This window comes from Sporichthya brevicatena (assembly GCF_039525035.1).
Lineage (GTDB): Bacteria > Actinomycetota > Actinomycetes > Sporichthyales > Sporichthyaceae > Sporichthya > Sporichthya brevicatena.
Genome location: NZ_BAAAHE010000024.1, coordinates 56,600 through 68,134, shown reverse-complemented (window position 1 = coordinate 68,134; position 11,535 = coordinate 56,600). Strand labels below are relative to the sequence as shown.

Sequence of the window (11,535 nt, the reverse complement as noted above, 5' to 3'; positions counted from 1 at the left end):
GTCTCAGCCCCAGGCCAGACGGCCCTCAACGGGCGATGACGCCTCGGCATGATCCCGAATCGGTATACGGCCCGCGCGGCGCGCCAGCCGCCCCGCCGTGACCGCCGAACGCATCGCCGCGGCCATCGCGACCGGGTCCTGCGCGCGGGTCACCGCGGAGGCGAGCAGGACCGCGTCGCACCCCAGCTCCATCGCCAGGGCCGCGTCGGAGGCGGTCCCGATCCCGGCGTCGAGGACCACCGGCACCTGCGCCCCGGCGACGATCAGCCCGAGATTGTGCGGGTTCCGGATGCCCATGCCGGAGCCGATCGGCGAGCCCAGCGGCATGACCGCCGCACACCCCGCCTGCTCCAGGCGCCGAGCCAGGATCGGGTCGTCGTTCGTGTACGGGAGGACGACGAACCCGTCGGCGACGAGCTGCTCGGCGGCGTCGAGCAGTTCGACCGGGTCGGGCAGCAGCGTCCGCTCGTCGCCGATCACCTCGAGCTTGACCCAGTCGGTCTCGAGCGCCTCGCGGGCCAGCCGGGCGGTGAGTACGGCCTCGGCGGCGGTGTGACAGCCGGCCGTGTTCGGCAGCACGGCGATGCCGTGCCGGGTCAGCAGGTCGAGGACCGATCCGCGCGTGCCGGGATCGACCCGGCGCATGGCGACCGTGGTCAGCTCGGTCCCGGACTCCAGCAGCGCGGCCTCCAGCACCTCCAGGCTGGGCGCGCCGCCGGTGCCCATGATCAGCCGCGAGCCGAACTCCCGGCCGGCGATGACCAGCGGGTCGGCCGGGGCGGCACCGGGGGAGCCGGGGGCCGGCACGGGGCGGACGTTCACTTCTCAGCCTCCCTGGACCGCGGTCAGGATCTCGACCCGGTCGCCGTCGGTCAGTTCGAGCAGCCGCCAGCGCCCGCGGGGGACCACCGCCCCGTTCAGGGCCGCGGCGACACCCTTGGCGTTCGCGTCGCCCACGATCTCGGAGACGAGGTCGGCCACGGTCGTCCCGGGTTCGAAGTCGCGGGCGGTGCCGTTGACGACCACCGTGCCGCCCTCGGCCTCGCGCATCATCGGACGGCCACCGGACTCGCGGGCCGGAGCAGCCGCTCCGGCGAGAAGAACCGCGCGACCTCGGGCAGGGCCTCGCCGGCCAGCACCGCAGCGACCGCGTCCGCCGTGACCGGCGCGAGCAGGATGCCGTTGCGGAAGTGGCCGAGCGCGACCACGAGCCCGGGCAGCGCGGTGGCGCCGAGGGCAGGCATGTTGTCCGCGGTCGCGGGCCGCAGCCCGGCGCGGGTCTCGGCGATCGCGAGCTCGGAGACGCCGGGGAGGATCTCGCGGGCGTCGCGCAGGAGCTCGTACACCGCGCCGGCGGTGACCGTGGTGTCGAAGCCCTGCTCCTCCATCGTCGCGCCGAGGACGAGCTCGCCGTCCGCGCGCGGGACGAGGTACACCGAGCCGCCGCGGACGATGCCGCGCACGTTGTGGCGCAGGAAGGGGCGCTCCGGCGGGTACAGCGTGCTCGGCACCCGCAGGCGCAGGAGCTGGCCCTTGACCGGGCGGATCGCGGGGACGACGCCGGGCGGGACGCCGTCGACGTCGCCGGTCCAGGGGCCGGCCGCGAGCAGGACGGTGCCGGCGGCGCGCCGGGTGCCGTCGGCCAGCCGGACCCCGGTCGCGCGGTCGCCGGTCAGCTCGACGCCGGTGACCCGCTGCGCGAGAAGGTCGACGCCGGCGGCACGGACCGCCGCGAGCAGCGCGGGCACGAGCCGGCGAGGATCGACCTGGTGGTCCCCGGCGACGAACAGCCCGCCGCGGACGCCGGGTGCGAGCATCGGCTCCCGCTTCCGCAGCTCGCGAGCGGACAGGCGCTCGACCGTCAGGCCGAGGGAGCGCTGGAAGGCGTGCAGGTCGTCGGCCATCGCGAGGTCGCTGCCGTCGGCGGCCGCGAGGACGGTGCCGCACTCCCGGTACGCGGGGTCCAGGCCGGTGCGCTCGACGAGCTCGGCGGCCAGGTGCGGCCAGCGGGCGGCGGAGTCCAGCGTCAGGCGGACCAGGGCCTGCTCGGTGTAGTGCGCCTCGGTGACCGGCGCCAGCATCCCGGCCGCGACGGTGGAGGCGCCGGAGCCCGGGTCCGGGTCGCAGACGGCCACGGACAGGCCGCGGTCCGCGGCCCGCAGGGCGGTGAGGAGCCCGATCACCCCGCCGCCGACCACGACGACGTCGAACGACTGCGTCGGTGCCGCCACTGGTGCTCCCTTCGCCGGCATTACCCGGCAGGTTCAACGGTCGGAGACGGTTCGGGACGTCCCACCGGACGGCCCAGCCTCCCTCTCAGCCCGGTCCTCCGAGCTCCCGCGTGCTCCGGCCAGCCTAGCCCGCGAGGCTCCCGGGCGACGGGGTCAGCCGGTTTGACAGGGTGGGGGCCATGAGCGAGACGCAGGACGGTACGGACGTCGTCGAGGCGGCCGTCTCCGAGTGGCTGACGGTGCCCGACGTCGCGGAGCGGCTGGGCACGGACGTGATCAAGGTGCGGGCGCTCCTCAAGGACCGCCAGTTGCTGGCCCGGCGGCGCGGGGAGCGGGACGTGCTCTCGATCCCCGCCGAGTTCGTGCAGGACGGCCCCGACGGGCCCCAGGTGCTCAAGGGCCTGCCCGGGACGCTCGTGCTGCTCGCCGACGCGCGCTACTCGGACGAGGAGGCGCTGCGCTGGCTGTTCACCGCCGACGACACGCTGCCCGGCACCCCGGTCGATGCCCTCCGGGCGAACCGCGGCACCGAGGTGCGCCGCCGCGCCCAGGCGCTCGGGTTCTAGGCGGACGGACGGATGCCCGGCGCCCTCAACGTGCGTGACCAGCTCGCCTCGTCCCGGCTGTACCTGTGCACCGACGCCCGCGAGAAGCAGGGTGACCTGCCGGAGTTCCTCGACGCCGTGCTCGGCGCCGGGGTCGACATCGTGCAGCTGCGGCAGAAGGGCATGGAGGCGCGGGACGAGCTCGCCGCCCTCGAGGTCTTCGCCGACGCCGCCGCCCGGCACGGCCGCCTCTACGCGGTGAACGACCGGGCCGACGTCGCCTACGCCTCCCGCGCCGACGTCCTGCACCTCGGGCAGGACGACCTCCCCGTCCCGGACGCGCGCTGGCTGCTCGGGCGGGGCATCCTGATCGGCCGGTCCACCCACGACGAGGACCAGGCCGAGGAGGCCATCGCCGACCCGGCGGTCGATTACTTCTGCGTGGGACCGACGTGGGCGACGCCGACGAAGCCCGGCCGCCCGGCGGCCGGCATCGACCTCGTCCGGTATGTGGCGGGACGGACCCCCAAGCCCTGGTTCGCGATCGGCGGCATCGACCTGCAGAACCTGGACGAGGTGCTCGAAGCGGGCGCCCGCCGGGTCGTGGTGGTCCGCGCGATCACCGAGGCCGACGACCCCGCGGCCGCGGCGGCCGCCTTCGCCGCGCGCCTGCGCTCGGTCTGACCCCTGGGCGGCGTTCGGCCGGATCCTGACGAAGGCCTTGCCTGGCTGGGCCGTCCGAGGAGCTCCGTTACGGCGATGTCACAAAGCTGCGTCAAGTCCGGGGCGGCGGGCTGTGAGAGTCCCTAACGTTTTCGAAGCGGAACCCCTGATTCCGCCGCTGAGCCGGAGACCCCGAGAAGTTCCCGGCCAGGAACGGCGTGTGAGGCGCATCGACCCCCTGCGGTGCGCCTCACCGTCCGTCCACCGCGTTCTCGGACCCGCCGGTCAGGCCCGTCCCGCGCCGCCGGGAGACTGACGCGGTGCGCGCCCTGTCCTACCTCGCCATGCTGGCCGGCTGCCTGGCGTTCACGGTGCCGCTCGAGTGGCTCGTGGGGGCGCGCGTCCTCGCCCAGGGCCGCCGGCTCGCGCTGACGCTGCTGATCGCCGGGACGCCGTTCCTGCTCTGGGACCTGTGGGCGGTCTCGCGGCACCACTGGTCGTTCGACGCCGACCAGACGCTCGGGCTCGAGGTGCCCGGCGGGTTGCCGGTCGAGGAGGTCGCGTTCTTCGTCGTGATCCCGCTGGCGGTCGTGTTCAGCTTCGAGGCCGTCCGGGCGGTCCGGCGCCGGCTGGGCTGGGACTCCGGTTCCGACGTCGGCGTGGGGGACGGGCGATGAACTACACCGCGCTCGCGCTCGTCGGTGTGGTCGTCGCGGTCGTCGTGGACCTCGCGGTGCTGCGGACCCGGCTGCTCACGCGCACGTCGTTCTGGAGCGCCTACGCGATCATCGTGTTCTTCCAACTGCTCTCGAACGGCTGGCTGACCGGGCGCGAGATCGTCCGGTACGACGCGGACACCATCCTCGGCGACGCCGACCCGCAGTTCCTCGGCGACGGGCGGATCGTCTACGCGCCGGTGGAGGACCTGCTGTTCGGGTTCGCGCTCGTGCTCTGGACGCTCGGGGTCTGGACCTGGCTGGGCACCTGGCTGGACGAGCGCCAGGCCCGCCGGGCGCGGACGTAGGCCCCGGCGCCCACGCGCAACCGGGTGCCCAGGCCGACGCGGGCGCGGCGGTCCAGCACGCGGTAGTCGTTGCCCTCGACCTCGTCGAGGATCCCGGCGTAGAGCCGCGTGGCGGCGGCGATCGCGGGCCGGCTGTCGGGGTGCAGCATCGCGACCCCGGGTGCGGCGGCGGCGTACCAGTCCCGGGCCCGCTGAACCTGAAACGCCATCAGGTCGCGGACGGCCGGGGTGTGCTCCCCGCGTTCCAGCTCCGCCCGCGTGACGCCGAACGACGCGAGGTCCTCCAGCGGCAGGTACAGGCGTCCCCGCTCCAGGTCCTCGCCGACGTCGCGGATGAAGTTGGTGAGCTGGAAGGCGATCCCCAGGGCTCGCGCCGGCTCCGCGGCGGCCGCCGGGTCGGCGGGGCGCAGCAGCGGCAGCATCTGCAGGCCGATCACCGCCGCCGAGCCGTGCATGTACGCGTCGAGGTCGGCGAAGGTCGGGTACGTCGCCACCGTCAGGTCGGCGCGCATCGAGTCGAGGAACGCGTCGGTGTGCTCGATCGGGATGCCCCAGGTGCGGGCCGTGTGCACCGCGGCGCGGCCGATCTCGTCGTCGCTGGCGCCGCGCTCGAACTCCGCCCGGCGCGCGGTCGCCCACGCCTCGAAGCGCTCCGCGCGGGCGTCGGCCGGGCCGGCGAGCGTGCCGAGGTCGTCGACGAGCTCGTCCGCGCAGCGGGCGAAGCCGTAGAGCGCCCAGACGTAGGGGCGCCGCGCCGGCGGGAGCAGGAGCGTCGCGAGGTAGTACGTCCGGCCGTACCGGGCGTGCAGCTCCCGGCAGCGCAGGTAGGACCGCCGCAACGCGGGGTCGGTGATCCCGGCCGCGTCCAGAGCAGCGCGGGACGACATGGCCTGCAGGGTAATCGGCCGCGCCGAACCGCTGACGGGGTGCGCCGGCGGGGTACGCCGACGGCCGCCCGGTCCCCGGTAGGGCGGCCGTCGGCCGTCAGTCGAACAGCTCGGAGAGAAAGGAGTGCCGCTTCTTCTTCCGGTAGCCGCCGTAGTACTTGTGCTCGTCGGTGTCGTACTTGCGCTCGTCGTACCGGCGCTCCTCGTCGCGGGGCCCCTGGTAGCGGGGCTCGGGCTGACGGGGCCGCTCCGGCTCCCGGGCCTGCTTCTCGTAGTAGCCGGCCTCGGCGTCGATCAGGCGCTCCAGCTCGCCGCGGTCGAGGAAGATCCCCCGACAGTCGGCGCACTGGTCGATGGTCACGCCGTTGCGCTCGTAGCTGCGCATCTCGGCCTGGCACTTGGGGCAGGTCAAAGCGGTCACGGCAGGCGAACGAAGGGCACCGGCCCGGTGTTCCCGAACCTGGGAAAAGCCTGGCCATTCCGCCTCCGCCCGTGGGGTCGGCGCGTTACCGTCCCGCCATGGTCAGTCCCCGCCGGTTCCTGCCGGTCGCCGTCGCCGTGGTCGCGGCTGCCGCGGTCGCGATCCCGTTCGCCGTGGCCAACGAGATCGGCCCGGGCGACGAGGACACCGTCACGCAGGTCGCCGCCGACGCGACGGCCGCCCCGGCCGCGCCGGTCGACGCCCTGCCGGCGGGCCCGCTGCGCTACGTCGCGCTGGGGGACTCCTACACCTCCGCCCCCGGCGTCCCGCCTGTGGACCCGGCCGCGCCGGCGGTCTGCGGCCGCTCGGCGGCGAACTACCCGCACCTGGTCGCCAAGGCGCTGGGCGCCGAGCTCACCGACGTCAGCTGCGGCGGGGCCGACACGATGGCGCTCTACGAGGAGCAGGCTCCCGGCGTCGGGGCCCAACTCGACTCCCTGTCGCGGGACACCACGCTGGTCACGCTCGGCATCGGCGGTAACGACAACGACCTGTTCGCGACCGCGATCGCCGGCTGCGCGGGCAAGGTGGGCGCCGTCCTCGGGGGCGACGTCGCCGGCGCCCTGGAGGAGCGGAGCTCCTGCCGGGACCGCTACGGCGAGCAGTTCCGCGACGACATCGCCGCCTCCGGCGTGATGATCGAGCAGGCCCTGGAGAACATCCGCGCCGAGGCGCCGCTGGCCAAGGTCGTCGTCGTCGGCTACCCGAACCTGCTGCCGACCACCGAGGCCGGTCGGCTCGCCTGCCTCGCGGCCGGGGTGCCGTTCTCGGCCGAGGACATGGAGTTCCTCGACGAGATCGAGCGCGAGCTCAACGCGATGCTGAGGACCGCCGCCGAGAAGACGAAGAACACCTACCTCGACACGTACACCCCGAGCCTCGGGCACGACATGTGCGCCGCCCCGGGGGTCCGCTGGGTCGAGCCGACGATCCCGCTGTCCCCGGCGGCCCCGGTCCACCCCAACGCCGCCGGTCAGGCCGCGGTCGCCGACGCGCTGGTCGCGCTGCTGCGGTCCTGACCCGGCGGGCCGGTTGTCCCTGCCGGCTAGGTCAGCCGCCGGACTTGCGGCGGAAGGTGCGCTGGGCCTTGGCGGGCCCGTGCGCGGAGTGAACCTTCGAGTCACCGCCGGCCTTCTCGGAGGTCTTGCCCCCGCCCCCGTGCTTCCGGGCCAGGGCCTCGCGGAACTTGGCCTTGGGGTCGTCCCCGGCGAACACGTCCTCGACCGGCTCCTCGGTCTCGTCGGCAGCGGTGGCGTTCTCGGGGGTCTCGTTCTCGGTCATGGGCCAACCATCGCACGGATCACGGCCAGGCGCGCGAGCGATATTCGCGCTGCGGGCCGGTGATGCGTTCCGCGGCCAGCCGGCCGGAGATCAGGACGCAGGGGACCCCGACCCCGGGAACGGTCCCCGAGCCCGCGAACACGACGTTGTCCCACCCGCGGGCGAGGTTGCGGGGACGGAACGGCCCGGTCTGGGAGAACGAGTGCGCCGCGGCGAAAGGGGTCCCGGCGGCCATCCCGCGGGCGGCCCAGTCCGCAGGGGTGGTCACGTCGCGCACCTCGATGCCGGCACCGAACCCGGGATAGCCACGCGACTCCAGTGTCCCGATCATCTGCTCGACGTAGGCGTCCCGGCGTACCGACCAGTCCTGACGGCCCGTCAGGTTCGGGCTGGGGAACAGGACGTAGTACGACGACCGGTCCGGGGGCGCGAGCGTCGGGTCCGAGGCGCTCGGCGTGGTCACGAGGAACGAGGGGTCCGACATGGTCCGGCCGTCGCTGATGACCTCGCGGAAGGTCTCGCGCCACGCGGTGCCGAACGTGATCTCGTGGTGGGCGCGGTCCGGGTACGTGGCGGTGGAGCCCGCCAGCAGGAGCACGCACGAGGGCGAGTAACCCAGACGGCTCAACCGGCGCGGTCCGCCGCCGAGCAGGGTGTGCCAGGCCGTCGGCAGGTCCGGGGTGAGGACGAGGGCGTCGCAGGCGATGCGCTCGCCGGCGGCGGTGTGGACGGCGACCGCCCGGCCGCCGGCGCGCTCGACGCGGGCGACCTCGGTGCCGTAACGGATGTCGACGCCGTGCTTGGTCGCGGCACCGGCGAGGGCGGCGGGCAGGGCGTGCATCCCGCCCCGGGGGAAGTACACGCCCGCCACGGTGTCCATGTAGGAGATGACGGCGTACAGGGCGAGCGCGTCGTAGGGGGACCGGCCCGCGTACATCGCCTGGAAGGTGAACACCCGGCGGGTGCGGTCGTCGCGCAGGTAGCGCCCGACGCGCGGGGCGAGGCGGCCGAACCCGCCGGCGGCCACCAGACGGGCCAGGTTGGGGGTCAGCAGGCCGAGGGGTGAGTCGACGTTGCGGTCGATGAAGTCCCGCATCTCGTAGCGGTAGAGCCGGTGCAGCCAGCGCACCATGCGGCGGTACCCGTCGGACTCGGCCGGGCCGCAGAGCTCGGTGATCGCGCCGGCCATCGCGTCCGGGTCGGTGTGGACGTCGAGCGACGACCCGTCGGCGAAGCGGGCCCGGTACGCGGGGGTGAGGGGCAGCAGGTCCAGCCAGTCGTCGAGGTCCTCACCGACGCAGTCGAGCGCGTCGGCGACCAGGCCGGGCATCGTCAGGACCGTCGGGCCCGTGTCGAACCGGTAGCCGTCGCGGTCGAGCCGCCCCGCCCGTCCGCCCGGGAGGTCCTCGCGTTCGAGGACGACGACCTCGCGCCCGGCGCCCGCGAGACGGAGCGCGGCGGACAGACCCGCGAGACCGGCGCCGACCACGACGACGCGGTCGGTCGGTCCGGAGACGGTTCTCATTCGTGCCGCTGCGTCGCCGCGACCACGAGGTCGGCGAGAACCTGACGCGCCGTCGGATCGACGATGGGCGCCTCGGCCAGTGCGTCGACCGCCTGGGTGGTGAGGCGCTCGATCATCTTCTCGACCTCGTCCACCGCGCCGCTGCGGACGAGCACCCCGCGCAGCTGCTCCACGCCGGCGGCGTCGAGCTCCGGGTCGCCGAGCAGGGTGCGCAGCGTGGTGCGGTCGGCGTCGTCGGCAGCGGACATCGCGGTCGCGACGAGGACGGTGCGCTTGCCCTCGCGCAGGTCGTCGCCGGCCGGCTTGCCGGTGCGCTCCGGGTCGCCGAAGACCCCGAGGAGGTCGTCGCGGAGCTGGAACGCCTCCCCGAGCGGGATGCCGAAGGCGGAGAACGCCTCGACCAGTGCCGGTTCCGCCCCGGCCAGGGTCGCCCCGAGCTGCAGCGGCCGCTCGACGGAGTACTTCGCGGTCTTGTAGCGCAGGACGCGCAGGGCGCGGGAGAGCGCGGCCCCGTCGGCAGACCCGGTCGGGTCGTCCCCGGCGGACTGGGCGACGAGGTCGAGGTACTGGCCGGCGATGACCTCGGTGCGCATGGCCTCGAAGACCGCGATGCCCGCGGCGACGCGGTCGGCGGGCAGACCGCAACCGCGCAGCAGTTCGTCGGACCAGGCGAGGACGAGGTCGCCCAGCAGGATCGCGGCGCCGTACCCGAAGCCCTCCGGCGCCCCGGCCCAGCCGGCGGTGCGGTGCAGCTGCTCGAACTGGCGGTGGGCCGAGGGCCGGCCGCGGCGACGGTCGGAGCCGTCCATGACGTCGTCGTGGACCAGCGCGCTGACGTGGAGCAGCTCGAGCGCGGCCGCCGCGGCGACGATCCCGTCGCCGTCCGGTGCGCCGGCGGCGCGGTGGCCCCAGTAGCAGAACGCGGGGCGCAGCAGCTTGCCGCCGGTGGTCAGCTCGCGCAGGACCGCGACCGGTGCCTCGAGCTCGGGCCCGAGGGCGGTCACGAGGCCGGCCCGCTGCTCGAGGTGCGCCGAGAGTCGTGCGGACACCCGCTCGCGCAGATCGGCCGGGTCCACGGCGGTCATGGCGGGCAACTCCGTCCGGTCGCTCGTTCTCAGGTCGAGGAGGAAGTCGAGGAAAAAGTGGTGCAGGTCACGGGCCGGTCCTCGGGCGCGGACCGCACGGTCCGGGCGTAGCCCGATCGCTAGCCTGGGTCCACTATGACGACCGGATCCGGCCCGCGACCCGCGGGGTCCACGCTCGGCGCGACGCTGCGCGACCTGCTCGCGAGCGGCGGCCGGTCGTACTCGTTCGAGTTCTTCCCGCCGAAGACCGACGAGGGCGAGCGGACGCTGTTCGAGACGATCCGTCAGCTCGAGCCGCTGGCGCCGACGTTCGTGTCCGTCACCTACGGGGCCGGCGGGTCGACGCGGGACCGCACGGTCCGCATCGTCGAGCGGATCGCGACCGAGACGACGCTGACCGCCGTCGGTCACCTCACGTGCGTGAGCTCCTCGCGGGCCGACCTGCGGTCGGTCATCGGCAGCTTCGCCGGCGCGGGCATCCGCAACGTCCTCGCGCTGCGCGGCGACCCGCCCGGTGGGCCGGGCGCGCCCTGGGAGTCGCACCCGGAGGGGCTGGAGCACGCCGACGAACTCGTCCGCCTGCTGCGGGAGCTCGGCGACTTCTGCGTCGGCGTCGCCGCGTTCCCGGAGGGCCACCCCGAGTCGCCCGACCTGGACTCGGACGCCAAGTACCTGGCGCTCAAGGCCGCGGCCGGCGCCGATTTCGCGGTCACGCAGTTCTTCTTCGACGCCGACGACTACTTCCGTCTCGTCGACCGCGCGGGCGCTCACGGCTGCACCATCCCGATCCTGCCGGGGATCATGCCGGTCACGAACCTCTCGCAGATCCAGCGCTTCGCAGAGCTGTCGGGTGCGGCCTTCCCGGCGGCCCTCGCCGAGCGGCTGCAGGCCGTCGCGGACGACCCGGCCGAGGTCCGGCGGATCGGCGTCGAGTTCGCCACCGAGCTGTGCTCGAAGCTGCTCGACGGCGGCGCGCCCGGCCTGCACTTCTACACGCTCAACCGTTCGACCTCGACCCTGCAGATCTACCAGGCGCTCGGGCTCGGTCCCGCGCGAACTGACACCACGTCATGACTGACACCGCGTCATGACCTCGCGCGAGGAGTACCTCGCCGCGTGGGCCGCCGGACACGGTGGCCACGACCCGAGCCGCGGGGGTCGCGCTGAGCGTGGCTGGTTCGCCCTCGTCCACCGCGTCGCGCTGCCGCTGCGGGGTGTGCACCCCGACGCGTTGACAGCGGTCGCGGTCGCGTGCGCGGGGGTGGCGGCGGTCCTGGCCGGCGGCGACCCCCGGCTCTGTCTGCTCGCCGCCGCGCTCGTCCTCGTCTCGGCCGTGCTCGACGGCGTCGACGGAGCGGTCGCGGTGATGACCGGGCGTGCGAGCCGGTGGGGTCACCTCGTCGACTCGCTCGGGGACCGGCTGGCGGAGGTGTTCTTCGGCATCGCCCTGTACGAGGCGGGCGCGCCGGGTCCGGTGTGCGCGGGTGCGGTGGCGAGCAGTTGGCTCCAGGAGTACGCCCGCGCCCGGGCCGGCGCCGGCGGCCTGACCGACATCCTCGTCGTGACCGTGGCCGAGCGGCCGACCCGTGTGATCGCGACCGTCCTCGGCCTGCTCACCGTGGGCCTGCTCGGGCAGAACTCGGTCGGGGAGTTCGACGCCGAGATCGCCGCGTTCTGCGGCGCGGTGCTCTGGCTCGCGCTCGGGCTCGTCGGCCTCGCCCAGCTCGGTCGCGCGCTGCGCCACGCGCTACGGCCGGGCGGGACGGCGGCGGGTTCCTAGCCATCGTCCGAACGGATGAGCGGAGTCCGTCCG

Annotated in this window: 15 protein-coding genes; 7 read left to right on the top strand and 8 right to left on the bottom strand. The window is 74.5% G+C overall.

Annotation, left to right across the window (positions count from 1 at the left end; all coding sequences use genetic code 11):
- Positions 1–3: 3 nt before the first annotated feature.
- The 3 genes from ABD401_RS15015 to thiO are packed head-to-tail and all read right to left on the bottom strand — an operon-like array spanning position 4 to position 2,231.
- Complete coding sequence (locus ABD401_RS15015; RefSeq protein ID WP_344606106.1) at positions 4–822, bottom strand: thiazole synthase; 819 nt, start codon at positions 820–822, stop codon at positions 4–6.
- Positions 823–825: 3 nt separating this feature from the next.
- Positions 826–1,050, bottom strand: a complete 225-nt coding sequence (gene thiS / locus ABD401_RS15010; RefSeq protein ID WP_425566161.1) for a sulfur carrier protein ThiS — start codon at positions 1,048–1,050, stop codon at positions 826–828.
- Positions 1,050–2,231, bottom strand: coding sequence for a glycine oxidase ThiO (thiO, locus tag ABD401_RS15005; RefSeq protein ID WP_344606102.1), 1,182 nt, complete (start codon positions 2,229–2,231; stop codon positions 1,050–1,052). Before thiO ends, thiS begins: the two co-directional genes overlap by 1 nt.
- A gap of 179 nt (positions 2,232–2,410) precedes the next feature.
- Here thiO and ABD401_RS15000 point away from each other — a divergent pair, with 179 nt between their 5' ends.
- The 4 genes from ABD401_RS15000 (at position 2,411) to ABD401_RS14985 (ending at position 4,463) form a co-directional block, all read left to right on the top strand.
- Positions 2,411–2,797, top strand: a complete 387-nt coding sequence (locus ABD401_RS15000) for an Rv2175c family DNA-binding protein (protein WP_344606100.1) — start codon at positions 2,411–2,413, stop codon at positions 2,795–2,797.
- Between the two features lie 12 nt (positions 2,798–2,809).
- Positions 2,810–3,460 (top strand): thiamine phosphate synthase, encoded by a 651-nt coding sequence (gene thiE / locus ABD401_RS14995; protein ID WP_344606098.1) that lies wholly within the window; start codon positions 2,810–2,812, stop codon positions 3,458–3,460.
- Positions 3,461–3,759: 299 nt separating this feature from the next.
- The gene (locus tag ABD401_RS14990) at positions 3,760–4,116 is read left to right on the top strand and encodes a lycopene cyclase domain-containing protein (protein ID WP_344606096.1); all 357 of its coding nucleotides are present in this window, start codon (positions 3,760–3,762) and stop codon (positions 4,114–4,116) included.
- Positions 4,113–4,463 (top strand): lycopene cyclase domain-containing protein, encoded by a 351-nt coding sequence (locus ABD401_RS14985; protein ID WP_344606094.1) that lies wholly within the window; start codon positions 4,113–4,115, stop codon positions 4,461–4,463. The genes ABD401_RS14990 and ABD401_RS14985 overlap by 4 nt, the downstream gene beginning before the upstream one ends.
- Here the strand turns inward: ABD401_RS14985 and ABD401_RS14980 are convergent.
- On the bottom strand, positions 4,346–5,350 hold the full coding sequence (locus ABD401_RS14980) for a phytoene/squalene synthase family protein (RefSeq protein WP_344606092.1): 1,005 nt from the start codon (positions 5,348–5,350) through the stop codon (positions 4,346–4,348). The two genes, ABD401_RS14985 and ABD401_RS14980, sit on opposite strands and share 118 nt — an antisense overlap.
- Before the next feature lie 97 nt (positions 5,351–5,447).
- A complete protein-coding gene (locus ABD401_RS14975) occupies positions 5,448–5,771 on the bottom strand; it encodes a TFIIB-type zinc ribbon-containing protein (protein WP_344606090.1) in 324 nt (107 codons plus the stop codon).
- A gap of 98 nt (positions 5,772–5,869) precedes the next feature.
- Between ABD401_RS14975 and ABD401_RS14970 the strand changes: the two genes are divergently transcribed.
- Positions 5,870–6,850 (top strand): SGNH/GDSL hydrolase family protein, encoded by a 981-nt coding sequence (locus ABD401_RS14970; RefSeq protein ID WP_344606088.1) that lies wholly within the window; start codon positions 5,870–5,872, stop codon positions 6,848–6,850.
- A gap of 31 nt (positions 6,851–6,881) precedes the next feature.
- On the opposite strand, the gene ABD401_RS14965 is transcribed toward ABD401_RS14970, so the two are convergent.
- The 3 genes from ABD401_RS14965 to ABD401_RS14955 are packed head-to-tail and all read right to left on the bottom strand — an operon-like array spanning position 6,882 to position 9,722.
- Positions 6,882–7,112, bottom strand: coding sequence for a DUF5302 domain-containing protein (locus ABD401_RS14965; RefSeq protein WP_344606086.1), 231 nt, complete (start codon positions 7,110–7,112; stop codon positions 6,882–6,884).
- 19 nt (positions 7,113–7,131) lie between these two features.
- Positions 7,132–8,637, bottom strand: coding sequence for a phytoene desaturase family protein (gene crtI / locus ABD401_RS14960; RefSeq protein WP_344606084.1), 1,506 nt, complete (start codon positions 8,635–8,637; stop codon positions 7,132–7,134).
- Positions 8,634–9,722, bottom strand: a complete 1,089-nt coding sequence (locus ABD401_RS14955) for a polyprenyl synthetase family protein (RefSeq protein ID WP_344606082.1) — start codon at positions 9,720–9,722, stop codon at positions 8,634–8,636. The genes crtI and ABD401_RS14955 overlap by 4 nt, the downstream gene beginning before the upstream one ends.
- Before the next feature lie 135 nt (positions 9,723–9,857).
- On the opposite strand from ABD401_RS14955, the gene metF reads away from it, so the two are divergent.
- Both metF and ABD401_RS14945 read left to right on the top strand, forming a co-directional pair.
- Positions 9,858–10,796 (top strand): methylenetetrahydrofolate reductase [NAD(P)H], encoded by a 939-nt coding sequence (gene metF, locus ABD401_RS14950; protein WP_344606080.1) that lies wholly within the window; start codon positions 9,858–9,860, stop codon positions 10,794–10,796.
- 13 nt (positions 10,797–10,809) lie between these two features.
- Positions 10,810–11,502, top strand: a complete 693-nt coding sequence (locus ABD401_RS14945; RefSeq protein WP_344606078.1) for a CDP-alcohol phosphatidyltransferase family protein — start codon at positions 10,810–10,812, stop codon at positions 11,500–11,502.
- Positions 11,503–11,535 lie beyond the last annotated feature (33 nt).

Coding starts and splice junctions, on each gene's coding strand:
- thiS (WP_425566161.1), bottom strand. CDS start 1,050: ATGCGCGAGGCCGAGGGCGGCACGGTGGTCGTCAACGGCACCGCCCGC.
- ABD401_RS15000 (WP_344606100.1), top strand. CDS start 2,411: ATGAGCGAGACGCAGGACGGTACGGACGTCGTCGAGGCGGCCGTCTCC.
- thiE (WP_344606098.1), top strand. CDS start 2,810: ATGCCCGGCGCCCTCAACGTGCGTGACCAGCTCGCCTCGTCCCGGCTG.
- ABD401_RS14985 (WP_344606094.1), top strand. CDS start 4,113: ATGAACTACACCGCGCTCGCGCTCGTCGGTGTGGTCGTCGCGGTCGTC.
- ABD401_RS14980 (WP_344606092.1), bottom strand. CDS start 5,350: ATGTCGTCCCGCGCTGCTCTGGACGCGGCCGGGATCACCGACCCCGCG.
- ABD401_RS14970 (WP_344606088.1), top strand. CDS start 5,870: ATGGTCAGTCCCCGCCGGTTCCTGCCGGTCGCCGTCGCCGTGGTCGCG.
- ABD401_RS14965 (WP_344606086.1), bottom strand. CDS start 7,112: ATGACCGAGAACGAGACCCCCGAGAACGCCACCGCTGCCGACGAGACC.
- crtI (WP_344606084.1), bottom strand. CDS start 8,637: ATGAGAACCGTCTCCGGACCGACCGACCGCGTCGTCGTGGTCGGCGCC.
- ABD401_RS14955 (WP_344606082.1), bottom strand. CDS start 9,722: ATGACCGCCGTGGACCCGGCCGATCTGCGCGAGCGGGTGTCCGCACGA.
- metF (WP_344606080.1), top strand. CDS start 9,858: ATGACGACCGGATCCGGCCCGCGACCCGCGGGGTCCACGCTCGGCGCG.
- ABD401_RS14945 (WP_344606078.1), top strand. CDS start 10,810: ATGACCTCGCGCGAGGAGTACCTCGCCGCGTGGGCCGCCGGACACGGT.